Consider the following 14,430-nt stretch of genomic DNA (forward strand, 5'->3'; position numbering starts at 1 on the left):
TAACAGGGGTTCGAATCCCCTTGGGGACGCCATATCTTCTTTCTTCATAAAATCCATAAACCTCATTAGATTTAATCATTTAAATTACTTTTCGGTAATTTTATTTATTTCTGCTAGCTTTAATCATGCGTCTGCTTTTTGCTTGTTTAAATATTAATCTAAGTGTTGCTGTTTTTGATCCGCAACAAAGTTTTCTTAGTTTTTGTCACATTCAGGCTAAAGTAATGATTTATTATTGTTTTTTAATCGTTTGAGTGAAGACTATGGCAACAGGAAGATCCGACTATACCAATCGAGAATATGATTACCCAAATACCTATAACTTACTCTCTACTACCAATGTAAATGGTCAAATCAAATACGCCAATAAACAATTTTGTGAAGTAGCAGGGTTTGAACTAAAAGATTTGGAAGGGAAACCACATAATATTGTACGACATCCCACTATGCCCAAAGTTGCGTTTAAGAACTTATGGGATTTTATTGGCTCAGGAAAGCCTTGGATGGGGATGGTAAAAAATCGTTGTAAAAACGGCGACCATTATTGGGTGAATGCTTATGTAACACCAATTGCAGATAAAAACGGGAAAATAGTAGAGTATCAGTCAGTTAGGACCAAACCTGACAGAAATGTAGTGAATAGAGCTGAAAAAGTCTATGCACAACTAAATAATGGCACACCACCTGAATCAATTGCTAGGCAATCATGGTCACTATCTAGTCAAATGATAGCAATTATTATCGCGTTTTATGTACTCACATTATTTTTAACATCGTTAGCTTCTCCTTGGTCTTATATATTGGAGACGGTTCTTGTGATAGGTATTATTGCGTTAACGTATTCTCGTTTAGCGCCAATTAGAGTGTTGAGTGAAAAAGCAAAAAAAGTATATGACAACCCGCTTATGCAAAAAATTTATCTAGATCGCGTTAATGATATTAGTGCCATTGAACTGGCGCTGTTAGCCAGAGAATCCGAGTTAAGGGCTGTGTTAGGTCGAGTAAAAGATTCAAGTAGTACAGTAACAGAGCATGCTGATGAAACGGTGGCTGAATGTAATCGCAGTGCCGACTTATTAAACTCTCAGCAAGCTCAAACTGGGTCGTTAGCAACAGCCATTAATGAGATGACGGCCACCATTGCCGAAATTGCCAGTAATACAACCAATGCGGCGTCTCAATCAGAGTCCGCATTAGAATCGGTTAAGGCTGGAAGCATGGCTGTTAACGAAAATATGGAGAACAACTATGCACTTTCGGAAGAACTATCAAAAACCCAAAAAGATATAGAAGATTTAAACGCGCAAACCGTTAACATTGGCGGGGTTGTTGACGTTATCCGTGGGATATCAGAACAAACTAACTTACTCGCGTTAAATGCAGCGATTGAAGCGGCAAGAGCAGGTGAGCAGGGAAGAGGATTTGCGGTTGTGGCAGATGAAGTAAGGGCCCTTGCACAAAGAACGCAAGAATCCACGAAAGAAATTGACAGTATCATAGCGGATCTTCGCCAACGCGCTGAGCGTGCCGTGGGTGCAATTCAAAATGGTGTAGATAAGTCAGGGGAATGTGTTAGCAAAGCTGAAGGGACTAAACACAGCTTGGAGAGTATTAATGCACTCGTAAATGATATTTCAAGTTTGAACTACCAAATAGCGACGTCTACTGAAGAAATGTCGGGCGTGTCGAATGAACTCAATAACAATGCTGTGACCATTTCACAGTTAGCGAATGACTCGCTTGAAAGCTCCGATAGAACACTAAAAACCATGTCAGATACGCAAACTTCTTTGGTTGACCAAGAAAGTTTAGTGGATCAGTTTATGGCAAAATTTATTCGATAGAGTTTTTGCATACCAGTAGGGCCTGCATGATTTCAGGCTCTTCTTAATTTACTGTATATTTTTATCGTTGCTGGCCGACGCGAGTTGGGTAAAGATTAGTGCTGTTTTTCAGTCAGATAAAGTTTCACATTTGTACTGATGTATTTATAGTGGGGACTTTTCCTTGTCTGAAGTATTGTCTCTTTTGTTCAATAATTCATTTTTTACTTCCTTTAGCATAACGGTTATCAGCCTAAGGTAACTTAATAGCGGTGCTCTGTACTTTTATAAATCAAATATACCGGTAATTTTTAATCTGGTTAATGAATCATTTAGCCCGTTAAAAGAACAATATTTTTGTTAATTTGGTAAAATAAAAGCGCTGAATTTTAGCACCTGACTTAGGGCTGCAGAGCTTAATTTCAATCTATAGATCATAAAAAACTCTTTTTGGCTAGCGAACATTCAATATCATTGCTTTTTGACAACGATAAAGTAACTCGAAGCACCTTTATATATTTGGTCACTTTCAACTAGTTGGAAGCTTTCCGTGGTAATGAGTTCATCGATGTGAGCACTTTTGTATCTACGTATTGCAATTGGAATTACCCCTATTTTGGATAATATTGTGACCAGATACATTTGCAGGGAAACGAGTAATGATTTCTTGTCAGCTAGGCAAGGGGTTGAAGAAATAAAGAGACCATCATGTTTGAGCAGTTCATGTATTCTTTTGATAACTTTGAGTGGGTTGTCCACGGTATGTAGCATATTAAACGCGAGGACGACATCAAAGGATCCTTCTTGATATCTCTCATCAAAGAGTGTTGTTTGCTGAAAATTTACATTGTTAATATTTTTAGAGGTAGCTTTGCTTTTTGCAATATCAATCATTTCTGAAGATATATCGATAGCATGAATTTCTTCTACTCGATTTGCAAGTTCACAAGACTTGGTGCCGGTTCCACAGCCAAAGTCCAAAACGATATCTGTATTTTTCAGGTGATTTTCAGCTTTTCGTCCTGTTTTATTATGAATATATTCAAACCGCTCCTCAGATTTATCATAATTTGCGGAAGTCTTATTCCAAAATTCTTCTGCTTTACTCATATTGAATACCTACTTGAATTTATTGACGTCTAACAGAGAGCATTATGATAAAGCGCTTTGATAGCTAAGTTTGTATTGTCAGTATTGTATCAATGCTAATATGAATAGATACGGTCAAAAATGCATTTTAGGTATTCATATGGGAATAGATTGGAAAACCATAGATTTTGATTGGAATCGTGCTAGAGCCTTTCTTGCCACAGCTGAATTAGGATCTTTATCTGCAGCAGCCAAGGCGCTGGGCTGCTCTCAACCGACATTGAGCAGGCAGGTAAGCGCATTAGAGAAAGAACTCCAAGTTGTTTTATTCGAGCGCGTAGGAAAAGGACTCGCTTTGACACCGAGTGGTCTTGAACTACTCACATGTGTCAGAGATATGGGAAATGCAGCCTCTTTTTTATCACTTGTTGCCTCAGGCAAAGCTGAATCATTGGAAGGCATCGTTTGCGTCAGTGCTTCAGATATTATGGCAGTTTATGAGTTACCTCGCATAATTGCTAGATTGAGAAAAGAGGAACCTAAAATTACCATTGAAGTTATTGCATCGAACTCCAGTAGTGATTTAAAAAGAAGAGAAGCTGATATTGCATTAAGGTCTTATCGACCAACGCAGCCCGATTTAATTGCAAAGAAAGTCAGAGACGATAATTTTTACCTTTATGCGACAACTCGTTATCTTGAATCGATAGGGAGTCCAAAGACGATAAGTGATTTTAATCGTGCGGATTATGTGGGAACACCTGATCCAAAAAACATTATTTCTATGTTAAATCACCGGGGTATGTCTGTTTCGTTAGCTAATTTTACGACTATGACAAGTAACCACGCGGTGTATTGGGAATTGGTTAAACAAGGGGCTGGTATTGGGTTTATTCAAGAACAGTTAGGAGAAACAGAAGCGGCGGTTGAGAAAGTTTTGCCTGCACTAGGTGCATTCTCAACCGAGTTATGGCTTGTAACTCACCGAGAGCTCAGAACTAATAGGCGAATTCGACGCGTTTTTGATTTTATAAACAAAGAATTAGCAACTACATAAATCAATTTCTTTAATTAAATGCTTTGTTAGTTGCTCTGATTGAATTAATGGGACTTAATATGCGTATCCACTGACTTACTCACTTATCACTGCTATGGCTGTTACTTGCTACCCCTATATCGGTTTTAATTTGTAAACGCTTAACGATCACCTTATATGTCAAAGACAGATCATTGAATGCGTATAGCACACGCAAATTAAATGGGTTACGAACGAAGAAAAATCAGGGTTAACCGTCAATATATTAAGGTTAACACCTTGACCTTGAGCCATTTCAGATTATTTTAATCGCGTTTGTCGTGTGAATTATCGTTTGAATTGGTTATAGGCAGTGGCCGTTTATTTACGCATATAACGCGTAAGCCAATAGTCGATACTCGCATAACTTCCAGCACCATTAAAAAACAATACCAATAGCATAATAAAGTACGTGGCAGCAAACTCAATGCCATTTTTTAACACAGTCAGGTGTCCCGCTTCTGATAACCACGCATAATTTCCGTGTTCTTGTAAAATTTCAATAGCCCTATTTTTACGAATACCGGCTTCAGTAATGAGATCACTTCGCCATTCCCAGGGCACGGTTAATTCTGCTTCTGGTAAAACATGCCAACCAAACTGCCAGTGAGCGCTAATTGCAGCTACGACCATTATAACCATGAGCGGGATTGAGATTAAGCGTACAGCGAAACCAAACAATAATATAATACCGCCGCCAAACTCTGTTAGCGCAGCCAGCCAGGCCATTAATTCTGGCGCGGGAATACTTAAGCTATCGAACCAATAGATTACATTATCAATGTTATTTAACTTGTTGTATCCTGCGAGTATAAAGATAGGCGCTAAATAAACACGCAGTAATAGCGGACCAATAAAGTCGACTCTACCTAATTGTTTGATGACATGTTGATAAGTCATATAGATTTGATTCATGACCACTCCTTAAGCTATCTCTAACTGGTTGAACGGAAATTTTTTACTCGAGAAGCGAGATTGTAAATCGTCAAAGCCACCGATATGCGTGTTACCAATAAAAATTTGCGGCACCGTTCTACGGTCACTTTTTTTAACCATTGCGGCGAAGGCTACGGGGTCATTCGTTACGTCAATGGCGTTATATTCAAACCCTTGCTGCGTTAATAGTTGCTTAGCTGCTTTGCAATAAGGACAGTAATCTTTATGGTAGATAGTTACTTTATTCATACGAAGTTTTCTTACTCTGTTTAACGTAAATTAAGTATACTGTTTGGTAATTCAATCCTTTGTATTCCTAAAGCCTGAAACTATGTCAGAAAGTCCTAATATTTATTTGAGCGATCCTGATCCGCTGAGTGTTTTGCTTACACGCTTAGATTTAAAAGCAGAGGTGTACGTCAATGGTGATTTTTGCGGCGCTTGGGCGATTGATACAGGTGGCAGTAAGCGTATTCCATTTCATTTAGTTGGTTCAGGTAGCGCTTGGCTGCATTTTGATGGAAAAGACGCTCAGCAGTTAAACGCACATGATTTAGTGGTATTTCCTAATGATGCCCACCACATTATATCAAATTCAAAAGCAAAGCCTGCCCTCGAACTCGTTAATACACCAATGAGCAATGATGGCGATATTACTAATATGGTGTGTGGATTTTTTGAATTTCGAAACCCACTGTTGTTTCCAATATTAGCTGCTTTACCTCAAGTAGTTGTTATAAAAACTGGAGAAAAGCAGGATGAGAATAGAATTGCGTTTTTAATAAAGCAGATGTTAAATGAGTTAAAATATGAACGGCCCGGTTTCTATACAGCGATTGATCAAATGGCTTTTTTGATTTTTATCGAAGTGGTGCGCCAGCAAGTCGAAGTTGGGGATTTAAGCAAAGGTGTATTGAGCGCCTTATTTGATCCAAGGTTAGGTAAAGCGTTAAATGCGATCCATCAGCGGCCTGAGTCAGCTTGGACATTGGAGGGGTTAGCACAAGAAGCATTTATGAGTCGTTCGACCTTTGCGGATGTGTTCAGTAAAACAGTAGGCTTAACACCCATGAAATATTTAACACAGTGGCGGATGAGCCAGGCGAGACACCTTTTAAAAACGACACAATTATCAGTTGCGCACATTGCTCAGAAAAGTGGTTATGATTCTGAAGCGGCCTTTCGAAAAGCTTACCGGAATACGTTAGGAGAACCTCCAGGCGTTGTTCGAGCACATTAACTTTAGTAACAATGTTAACCGTGGCGCGCATTGCCGATAAAACCAAAGAGCAAAACGCCGTCGGATAGACGGCGCGCTATTGAAGTTGGTTATAGTTTGTTTGCTGGCACTTTTTCAACAGTTGGCCATTGTTGGTTCGCTTGTGATATGTGCTTGGGAACATCTTTTTTCCATGCTTTGTAAACACTCAGGTTTTTGTTTACAAATAACTTACCGTCAACGATTTCAAACGCTTTGCCATCGATTTCAAACTTTTTACCAAAAGTCATACCATAAGCACAAAACCCGCCATACTGTGGTGCGTATTTTGATGGGTTGGCTTTAAAAATATCACGGTTTTTTGCACTACTAAAACGATAAATTGCATCATTGTGAACGGCAGTAAACTTAGCAGAGCCTTCGACTGGCTTATTATCGGTAAAGTAGGCAACAGCATCATGTCCGGCAAGGATGACACCATTGGCATCTGTATCGGTATCAGAACCTGCACTCGCAAAAGCGCTGACACTCAGAGCCAGAATAGCAATAAGGTTTTTGAAAGGGGTTTTAAAAAATGTTGAGAATGACATGGTGTCTTCCTTTTGGGTTATTGTTAAGTACAGGGCTAGTTTAGAGAAAATGGTGTTTAGGGGATATGTTCAAAAGTCAGGTTGTTGTGTCTAAAAGTCCGTAGATCCATTAAGAAATGAGTGAGACCCAGCATGTATAGTTATGTGGATATAACCGATGTTAAATACGTGATATGCAGTGGAGCAATGAAGTCGTAAATAGGCTGTCAGTCAGAGTGGGCATTAGCTCGCAAGTTACCATTGGCATAGTTTGTGAGCTTCTTTGTTGTATTACTGGCGTACCATCAATTTTAACTCTATGCGTATCAATAATTAGTGCGAGTGAGTTGAAAGCGTAATAATGAACTGCTCATTATGCTCTGTCAGGTGAAAGCCGATATTAAAGCGTTGCGCTAGCTTTGTGACTAAAGTTAACCCAATACCAAAATGTTCATTGGCTTGAACGACATTTTCTTTGGGTATTGCGTTTAAAAATTGTATCTTCGTTTGGTCAATTAATATTGACCAGTGTCGTTGTTCTAGTTCCGCAGATGCGTGGTGAACGACATTATTGAATAAATTAAATACGAGTAATTCAAGCACTTCTTCTGGCATGGCGATTGGGCAAGGGTGTTTCACTTCTATGTTTGTTTTTACTTGATGGACAGCCATCAAATCTTGCATGCTGTTGATTGTCTTTCGTATGATGGCAGCTGCATCAATGTGACAATCATAGGTGTGCTGTGACGTGAGCCATAAAAGGGCGTTGCTTAGTCTTTGCATTCGTTGAACTGATTTTCCTAATCGTTTAAAAGCGGGTACTGAGACTATTTCATTCTGAGTATGTGCTAATAACTCTATAGAGTTTTGCATAACTTGCAGGGGGGTGCGTAATTCGTGTGCCATACCTTGATTGAAGCTTTCTTGCTGTGCTAGAAGTGCCGCTTTTTGATGTAATGCACGATGCAATTCTTCGGCTATCTCCCTCACATCTACTTCTTGAATATTGTTAAACGTTTTGCGCTCCAATGGATAAGTGCTGGATTTTTTTAAAAACATCTCACGCAGTTGATGAAATGGTTTCAATGCATGCTTAGCTGTCAGGTGCGCTACCCAGTAGGTGAGTAATGCACTGGGAATTAAAAGCACGCATAATATTAGGAAAATATCATCTAAGGCACGTTGTATTATGGCCGCTTCTGTTGTGTCGTATAGTAAAGTACCTTGCTCGGTTACCAAATAGTGATAGTGGTGGTTACCGACATTAAACTCTCCGCGTTCTTGGTTACTATCTAATTCAAGGTAACGTAGCTTTTGCAGCAAATCAGGCTCTAGAGTTTTATGGGTTTGTATTAAGGTCATGTTGTTAGGTGTTGGGCCGCCATTTTTTATTTGCTCGTGTGCTTGCTTTAGCCTGTCATTTAATAATATATCTTCAAAGGCATACGAGATCAGCAAGATGGCGCCAGTAAAAAGCATCACGATTGAAAAGCTAAGCAGTGATAAAACTCTGACGAGTCTACTTGATAAACTTGGCGCTTCAGTCAGTTTTAGATTAAGTATCATAATAGATAAAGCCTACTTTTCTTGGTCGTCGAGTTGAAACTTATAACCGACACCGCGAATGGTGGTAATAAACTCTTGGCCAAATGTGGTCTTCAGTTGTTTTCTTAACTTGTATACATGTGCCCTGAGCGGATCACTGTCTGGTGTATCCTCATTCCATAAAAATCTATGAATATGCTCGGTTTTCACGGTATTGGGTGCCTTTTGCAATAAGAGTTTTAGTAACTCAAAACCAACCCGATGCAATTGCGTGGAGGTATTGTTAAACGACATAGTCATATCATCGCAGTTCAAGGTAACATCATTTAAGTTAATTTCATTCTTTGAGCTACTATTATTAGATACCTTTGCTAAACATACGGTAATTCTTGCTGACAGCTCGGCAAGGGAAAATGGTTTCGCTAAATAATCCCAAGCACCGCTATCAAATCCAGCTAAGATATCTTTTTCAGTATTTCTAGCTGACATAATGACCACAGGAATTGACGTGAGTTGCGTGGTTAGCAGTGTACGACATACATCTAACCCATCGACAAATGGCAGATTTAGATCGAGCAAAATCAAATCGTAACTATTGGTGGCAATAAAGGTTAATGCTTGTTTGCCGTTATAAGCAAAATCAAGTACGTGTTGGTGTTCAAGGAACTCAGCTATGCCACGTGAAATATCAATGTCGTCTTCTACACACAGTATGTTAGCCATCGTTTTCCCTTTTAAATGCGTTATTCTCAATAAACAGGAGTGTGTTAGTAGGCGAGTAGGTTTCACCTAACTCACCTTGTTTAGCGGCTAATTATTAATTAGTTGGTATACCTGTGGGATCAACCACTTTTCAAGACCAACCCAACCATCTTCAACTTGCATCATAGCAACGACTTCTAGCTCAGATTGCGGATCGCCCCAAAATATGGTGCCACCCATCCCGCCCCAGAAAAAAGTGCCTTGTTTTCGGGTATCTCCAGTCACTTCTTTAATGCCAATACCATAGCCAAAGCCTGTGCCGTTATATACGCGTGGCATAAAGTGAGTATCTAAGCCTTTGGTGTGCGAGCTCAGCATTTTGTCGATTAATTCTTCTGACAATAATTGTGCGTTATTGTGCTTACCTCGATTAAGTAACATACTAACAAACTGACTATAGTCTGTCGCAGTAGAAATTAGGCCTCCACCGCCTGATAACAGGGTTGGTTTCTCTAGAAATTTACTGTCACTGCCTTTTTCAACAAACAAGATTTTTTCTTTGTTAAAGATATAAGCTTGTTCAAATGTCCCAGCGTCATATTCATACATATCAACTAATCGCTCAGCTTGTTCTGTTGGCACGCTGAAATGTGTGTCTTTCATATTGAGCGGTGTGAATATATTACGAGATAAGTAAGTGTCTAATGGCATGGCAGCGACTTTCTCAATGATGGCACCTTGAATGTCACTGGCTATGCTATATTCAAATTTTTCACCCGGAGCGAACTTTAAATCGATACCAGATAAGTCATTAACAAGGTCCTCTAAGGTATTATTTCGACTGAGTGGGTTCGCAAGTAAATATCTTATATCGACCCAGTTTTTAATGCCCCCGCCATAGCCAAACCCCGCGGTGTGTGAGAGCAACTGATGAATGGTCACCACCTGTTTTACACCATCAACTTCAAATGGTTGGAATTTAGGCAAATATGTTCGAATGTCGTCTTCTAGCGATATTTTTCCGCTATCAACAAGTTGTAATAACGCAAATGCAGTAATCGGTTTACTCATTGAATAAATTCTAAATAATGCATCTTTGGTAATAGGCTTGTCGTTATCCACATTTACTTTTCCATGTGCGGAGTAGTGAATAATTTCACCTCGATGTTTTATTTTTAATACTAAACCCGGCAAATCATATTTATTGAGTAATGCGTCTATATTTTGATTGAGAGCTTGGGTCTTGGTTGCAACAATCAACGCTTGTTCTACAGGTTCACTGTAGGCAGCGACGACAGCAGGTTGAATTAACAGATTCATACCAATCGAGCATAAAGCGAATATAACTTTTCGTTTTATATTGTTCATTTTGATCCCTTAGTTATTAGGTCTACGTTGTTTCGATGAAAGTAATATAAGCGAGTCAATGTAAAACCAATGTAAACTCAGAGGAATGTTGGATGAATATTGCTGTTTAATGATGCCTTCACCTTAGCGCTCAGTGTGCTTATCTCTATTTAAACGCCGTTTTTATTTATGACAAATTGCGTGTCGCACAGTAAGGTGGCCAAATTCAATGTATCACTACAATACGATGATAGTGAATCAACCGAATACTAAGTGCGTATTAACAGCAATAGGTAAGTTGTGAGGTATTACACAATCAATTGATTTGTCACGTTGGTTGAGTTAGTTGTTGGGCCCACTTTCCCTGTGTGTACTTGAAATGGCAAGGCTGTAATTAGATGAATACGAGTTACCCGTGCTCCACGATGGGGAGTGTGACAGTGAACTCGCTGCCTTTCCCTATTTCACTGCTGACACTTAAATCACCCCCATGGACCAAAGCAATGCGCTTGCATAAAAACAGCCCTAACCCAACACCCTGGCTGTTTCGGTTATCGACCCCTGTCGCTTGTGAAAAAGGGTCAAATATTTTCGGAAGAAACTCAGCTTCTATGCCGGAACCAAAGTCTCGAACGCGAATAAATAACTCCGTGCTTTCTTTCGAACAGGTTAGGATCACTGGACTCGAACTGTGCGAATGCGTGAGGGCATTCTCGATGAGATTACGAATCAAGAATTTAAAGCGCCCGAAATCAATATCTATGGCTATTTCTGGAATTGTACCTTCAACCCTTAATGCGGGATTGTTATCGAAACTATCGAGTATGCCAGTGAGGACATTTGGGAGAAAGTAAGTTTCAAGATTCACTAGTTTGTGAGAGTCTTTCAGGCGTTCACTTTCTAATAACTGTTCGACAATCTCATCCATCTTGTTAATTTCACTATTTAACTTCGATACGGTTTCGTTATGAGTGAGTAGGGCTAGTAGCACTTTCATTCTGGCCATAGGAGATCTCAACTCATGACTGACGGAAAGCAGTAGCTCATTTTTGGAGGAAAATAACTGTTCTAAACTTTCCGCCATGGCGTTTAGGCCTTGGGTTAAATTACTTAGGTCATTTTTTGGGTGCTTTTCAATTCGAAACTTAAAGTTGCCTTGGCTTATTTGTATTGCGCTATTGATAGCGGTGTTTATGGGCTTTAACTGACTATTAAGCACTTTATAGCTGATCAGTAGCACACATAATGCTGCGAACCAGGGCCACAGCGTTAACCCGTTGGAATAGACAATCAAATTTGCTATTTGAGACGTAACGACAATCGTGGTGTTATTCGATATGGTATACACGAAATATTTAGCGCCGACTTTGGTAAAATAGATCTTTCCAAGTGGTGTAGCGTTTTCTTGTAATACGGTTATGGTTGGCAGCTTGCCCCCCGTGTTCCAGTGTTGTGTGCCGCGCGTTATATGTATTTCAACACGGTTTTTTTTAGCTTCTACTTTGAGCTTTTTAATATCAATGGGTCCTGTGACAAGTTTGGCCATTATTTCGTATAGCGCCTCATGCCGATCATAGACTATTTTCTTAGCTTCTTTTTCTGACAGAGAAAAGCTCCCTATCAGAATGAATACCACCAATAGAATTGTTGTCACTGTGAATAGCAAAAAAAATCGGCCATACAAGTTTAAATGAGGTAGCTTCATAGCGGTGTGCCAATAAATGTGTAGCCAATACCTCTTATCGTCTTCACAAACCTAGGCGTTGATGGAGAGTCGTGTAACTTTTGTCTTAATCTACTTAATAATATATCGACTGAGCGTCCAAATAGGTCGATTTCAACCCCTTTTAAAGCGCCTATAATTTGCTCTCTATTGAACACTTTGCCAGGATGGGTGGCTAGCGTGTAGAGTAAATGATACTCCATACCCGACAGTTTTACTTCGCTGCCGTCGACTTTGACGAGTTGTTGTTTAGGGACGATTTCTAATCCAATAAATGTTATTAGTTCAGTGGGCTCAAACTGCTTGGTATTATTATCTACACTTCTGCGCAGTAACGCGTGTACTCGAACCAATAACTCTAATGGTTCGAATGGTTTAGGCAAATAATCGTCGACACCAATTTCGAAACCTTGGATCTTATCTTCTAACCGACCTCGCGCTGTGAGCATAATTATAGGCAAGCTATGGGTTGCTCTAATCTTTTTACACAAAGTGAAACCATCAATTTTGGGCATCATCACGTCTAATAACAATAACGCGGGAGATTCAGTTTCTAACAAGTCTAATCCATGCGATGGATCATTGGCATAAATTAACTCAATTTGGTGCTGATGGAAAAAAATAGATAAGCTTTCAGTTAAGCACGCGTCGTCATCAATCATTAGTAACTTTTTCATAGCAAATAACTTGGTAATTTGTTGAGTACCATACTCCCTGATTGGCTGCCTAAAAACAATTCTACAGATGTCATTGTTACACTATGTTACCCAATGCTGATATAGAAACGGGTAAGATTTCTCTAAGTTAATTTTACGGAGTGAATCTATGTCATCAATCTATTACCCCAATCACAAGGTTGCGGCAAAAACGATTGCGGGGTTGATGCTGTTGCAAATGGCGTTGGGGTTACTGCTAAATTTTTACTTTTTAACGCCCATTCTTACTTTCGATGATTCGGCCTCTATAGAGGAGATCACAGTCATTTTGGGATGTGCCACGCTCGTTGCTTTGCTGATCAGCGCAATGAATTTAGTGTTCGGGCTGCTCTTACCAAAAAGTCGTATCAAGGAATATGAAGGAACATTTATCTCCCTTATCGTATTAGCTGCGGTAGGAATAGCCTTATGCGCATATGAATATGCAAAACTAGCCGAGTATGTCTCCTTTTTATCCTCTTTTTCTGTCCACGAGTCTAATACGAGTTTCATGAAAAAAATGTTAGCCGTGGGGAGAAACGAAGCCCATTTTTTTTCTATTTTTATGTCAAGTTGTAGTCTAGCTGCGTTCTATATTTTACTGATCCGTGCTGAGCTAATCGCGAAATGGATTGCTTACCTCGCGCTCGCATCGTGTGTATTACAACTGATTGCGGTTGGACATACTTTTTTTCAAGCACCGATCCCAAGCTTAGCTCAGCTACCGCTGGCACTGTCACAATTATTGGTCCCCATTTATCTGTTAGCCGCTGGATTTTTAACATCACTCGGCGCACGTACAGATAACCTTCAATCAAATAGCTAGGAGAAAACTTATGTTTTTATCAGTAATGACGTTACACATTTTGTCAGGCGCGATGGCTTTACTTGCCGGTTACGCCGTCATTCTTTTCCCTAAAGGAGAAAGCAGTCACAAGTACTTGGGAAGAGCATATGTCGGCGCAATACTAACACTTGGTATAACAGGTACTTACATTGCTATATTACGAGATGTTCCGATATCTATCATGAATGGCTTGGTGCTATGTTACTTTGTATTGTCGGCGTTAAATACAATCTGGCAGCCTGTAAATCGCATCAATGTATTCGATAAAGCACTTTTTGTTTTCGCCTTATTGTTAACGGTGGGTTTTATTTGGTATTCATATCAAACAACCCAAGTTGACGATGGAAAATTGGGGGGCTTTGGTATTGAAGCATACTTGGCTTTTGGTAGCGTCGTGGCATTTTGCACTGTGGCTGATTATCATTATATCAAGTTGGGAGGATTAAGAGGCCGCCGCAAGCTGGTTAGGCACTTATGGCGTATGTTCTTTCCTCTTTTTATGTCAACTGCCGCTTTCTTCCTTGGACAAGCTAGGCATTTACCTGAAGCGTTGCAAAGCATAGAGTTTATTTTACTCCCTGTTGTATTCGTTATATTGTCAGCGATTTACTGGGTAATAAAAGTAATGGCTAGGAAGCGCAGCCAAGCCATTTCATGGTCTCAGTTTGATAAGGAGTAAATGAATTTGCCTTTAGAAGCAGCTTTAGAGGCCGCTTTTTCTCAAGGCTACTTGCCACTTATTCATCTTTAAGCGCATATAAACATACAGGGAAGTAAGAACGATGTATACGTTTGCTGGTGGGGCTGGCATCACGAAAATGTAAAATTAATCTTTGGCGTACAGCGACGTTGAGCAGGCG

The 14,430-nt window shown here is 39.7% G+C and carries 14 protein-coding genes; 5 read left to right on the forward strand and 9 right to left on the reverse strand.

Features of this window, described 5'->3' with window-relative positions; genetic code table 11:
• The first annotated feature begins 263 nt into the window (after positions 1-263).
• Positions 264-1,844, forward strand: coding sequence for a PAS domain-containing methyl-accepting chemotaxis protein (locus tag J8L98_RS16175; RefSeq protein WP_192508176.1), 1,581 nt, complete (start codon positions 264-266; stop codon positions 1,842-1,844).
• Between the two features lie 450 nt (positions 1,845-2,294).
• Here J8L98_RS16175 and J8L98_RS16180 read toward each other — a convergent pair whose 3' ends face one another.
• Positions 2,295-2,933 (reverse strand): class I SAM-dependent methyltransferase, encoded by a 639-nt coding sequence (locus tag J8L98_RS16180; RefSeq protein ID WP_210997283.1) that lies wholly within the window; start codon positions 2,931-2,933, stop codon positions 2,295-2,297.
• A 139-nt stretch (positions 2,934-3,072) separates the two neighbouring features.
• Between J8L98_RS16180 and J8L98_RS16185 the strand changes: the two genes are divergently transcribed.
• Positions 3,073-3,969: a LysR family transcriptional regulator gene (locus J8L98_RS16185; RefSeq protein ID WP_247682587.1), complete on the forward strand. Its 897-nt coding sequence runs from the start codon at positions 3,073-3,075 to the stop codon at positions 3,967-3,969.
• 339 nt (positions 3,970-4,308) lie between these two features.
• On the opposite strand, the gene J8L98_RS16190 is transcribed toward J8L98_RS16185, so the two are convergent.
• Complete coding sequence (locus tag J8L98_RS16190) at positions 4,309-4,902, reverse strand: DoxX family protein (protein WP_247682588.1); 594 nt, start codon at positions 4,900-4,902, stop codon at positions 4,309-4,311.
• A gap of 9 nt (positions 4,903-4,911) precedes the next feature.
• Positions 4,912-5,172, reverse strand: coding sequence for a glutaredoxin 3 (grxC, locus tag J8L98_RS16195; RefSeq protein WP_210997284.1), 261 nt, complete (start codon positions 5,170-5,172; stop codon positions 4,912-4,914).
• Positions 5,173-5,254: 82 nt separating this feature from the next.
• Here grxC and J8L98_RS16200 point away from each other — a divergent pair, with 82 nt between their 5' ends.
• Positions 5,255-6,163, forward strand: a complete 909-nt coding sequence (locus J8L98_RS16200) for an AraC family transcriptional regulator (protein ID WP_192508173.1) — start codon at positions 5,255-5,257, stop codon at positions 6,161-6,163.
• Between the two features lie 89 nt (positions 6,164-6,252).
• Here the strand turns inward: J8L98_RS16200 and J8L98_RS16205 are convergent, their stop codons facing one another.
• The 6 genes from J8L98_RS16205 to J8L98_RS16230 all read right to left on the reverse strand — a co-directional run bounded on the left by J8L98_RS16205 (position 6,253) and on the right by J8L98_RS16230 (position 12,705).
• Positions 6,253-6,732: a YHS domain-containing (seleno)protein gene (locus tag J8L98_RS16205; RefSeq protein WP_210997285.1), complete on the reverse strand. Its 480-nt coding sequence runs from the start codon at positions 6,730-6,732 to the stop codon at positions 6,253-6,255.
• Positions 6,733-7,044: 312 nt separating this feature from the next.
• The gene (locus J8L98_RS16210) at positions 7,045-8,277 is read right to left on the reverse strand and encodes a HAMP domain-containing sensor histidine kinase (RefSeq protein WP_210997286.1); all 1,233 of its coding nucleotides are present in this window, start codon (positions 8,275-8,277) and stop codon (positions 7,045-7,047) included.
• Between the two features lie 12 nt (positions 8,278-8,289).
• Entirely contained in the window at positions 8,290-8,979 is a 690-nt protein-coding gene (locus tag J8L98_RS16215) for a response regulator transcription factor (RefSeq protein WP_210997287.1), read from the reverse strand.
• 87 nt (positions 8,980-9,066) lie between these two features.
• On the reverse strand, positions 9,067-10,326 hold the full coding sequence (locus J8L98_RS16220) for a serine hydrolase domain-containing protein (protein ID WP_210997288.1): 1,260 nt from the start codon (positions 10,324-10,326) through the stop codon (positions 9,067-9,069).
• A 388-nt stretch (positions 10,327-10,714) separates the two neighbouring features.
• Positions 10,715-12,010 carry a HAMP domain-containing sensor histidine kinase gene (locus J8L98_RS16225; RefSeq protein ID WP_210997289.1) on the reverse strand — a complete coding sequence of 432 codons (1,296 nt, stop codon included), beginning with the start codon at positions 12,008-12,010 and terminating at the stop codon, positions 10,715-10,717.
• Positions 12,007-12,705, reverse strand: a complete 699-nt coding sequence (locus J8L98_RS16230; RefSeq protein WP_210997290.1) for a response regulator transcription factor — start codon at positions 12,703-12,705, stop codon at positions 12,007-12,009. The genes J8L98_RS16225 and J8L98_RS16230 overlap by 4 nt, the downstream gene beginning before the upstream one ends.
• Before the next feature lie 148 nt (positions 12,706-12,853).
• Here J8L98_RS16230 and J8L98_RS16235 point away from each other — a divergent pair, with 148 nt between their 5' ends.
• Positions 12,854-13,549, forward strand: coding sequence for a DUF4386 family protein (locus tag J8L98_RS16235; RefSeq protein ID WP_210997291.1), 696 nt, complete (start codon positions 12,854-12,856; stop codon positions 13,547-13,549).
• Between the two features lie 10 nt (positions 13,550-13,559).
• Complete coding sequence (locus J8L98_RS16240) at positions 13,560-14,249, forward strand: hypothetical protein (RefSeq protein WP_210997292.1); 690 nt, start codon at positions 13,560-13,562, stop codon at positions 14,247-14,249.
• Positions 14,250-14,430: the final 181 nt, after the last annotated feature.

Origin of the sequence: Pseudoalteromonas sp. MMG013 (assembly GCF_018100885.1) — a bacterium.
GTDB lineage: Bacteria > Pseudomonadota > Gammaproteobacteria > Enterobacterales > Alteromonadaceae > Pseudoalteromonas > Pseudoalteromonas aurantia.

What these genes read in the sequence shown, in the direction of transcription:
- J8L98_RS16180 (WP_210997283.1), bottom strand. Translation starts at nt 2,933, where the DNA reads ATGAGTAAAGCAGAAGAATTTTGGAATAAGACTTCCGCAAATTATGAT.
- J8L98_RS16235 (WP_210997291.1), top strand. Translation starts at nt 12,854, where the DNA reads ATGTCATCAATCTATTACCCCAATCACAAGGTTGCGGCAAAAACGATT.
- J8L98_RS16175 (WP_192508176.1), top strand. Translation starts at nt 264, where the DNA reads ATGGCAACAGGAAGATCCGACTATACCAATCGAGAATATGATTACCCA.
- J8L98_RS16205 (WP_210997285.1), bottom strand. Translation starts at nt 6,732, where the DNA reads ATGTCATTCTCAACATTTTTTAAAACCCCTTTCAAAAACCTTATTGCT.
- J8L98_RS16190 (WP_247682588.1), bottom strand. Translation starts at nt 4,902, where the DNA reads ATGAATCAAATCTATATGACTTATCAACATGTCATCAAACAATTAGGT.
- J8L98_RS16200 (WP_192508173.1), top strand. Translation starts at nt 5,255, where the DNA reads ATGTCAGAAAGTCCTAATATTTATTTGAGCGATCCTGATCCGCTGAGT.
- J8L98_RS16220 (WP_210997288.1), bottom strand. Translation starts at nt 10,326, where the DNA reads ATGAACAATATAAAACGAAAAGTTATATTCGCTTTATGCTCGATTGGT.
- grxC (WP_210997284.1), bottom strand. Translation starts at nt 5,172, where the DNA reads ATGAATAAAGTAACTATCTACCATAAAGATTACTGTCCTTATTGCAAA.
- J8L98_RS16210 (WP_210997286.1), bottom strand. Translation starts at nt 8,277, where the DNA reads ATGATACTTAATCTAAAACTGACTGAAGCGCCAAGTTTATCAAGTAGA.
- J8L98_RS16185 (WP_247682587.1), top strand. Translation starts at nt 3,073, where the DNA reads ATGGGAATAGATTGGAAAACCATAGATTTTGATTGGAATCGTGCTAGA.
- J8L98_RS16225 (WP_210997289.1), bottom strand. Translation starts at nt 12,010, where the DNA reads ATGAAGCTACCTCATTTAAACTTGTATGGCCGATTTTTTTTGCTATTC.
- J8L98_RS16215 (WP_210997287.1), bottom strand. Translation starts at nt 8,979, where the DNA reads ATGGCTAACATACTGTGTGTAGAAGACGACATTGATATTTCACGTGGC.
- J8L98_RS16230 (WP_210997290.1), bottom strand. Translation starts at nt 12,705, where the DNA reads ATGAAAAAGTTACTAATGATTGATGACGACGCGTGCTTAACTGAAAGC.
- J8L98_RS16240 (WP_210997292.1), top strand. Translation starts at nt 13,560, where the DNA reads ATGTTTTTATCAGTAATGACGTTACACATTTTGTCAGGCGCGATGGCT.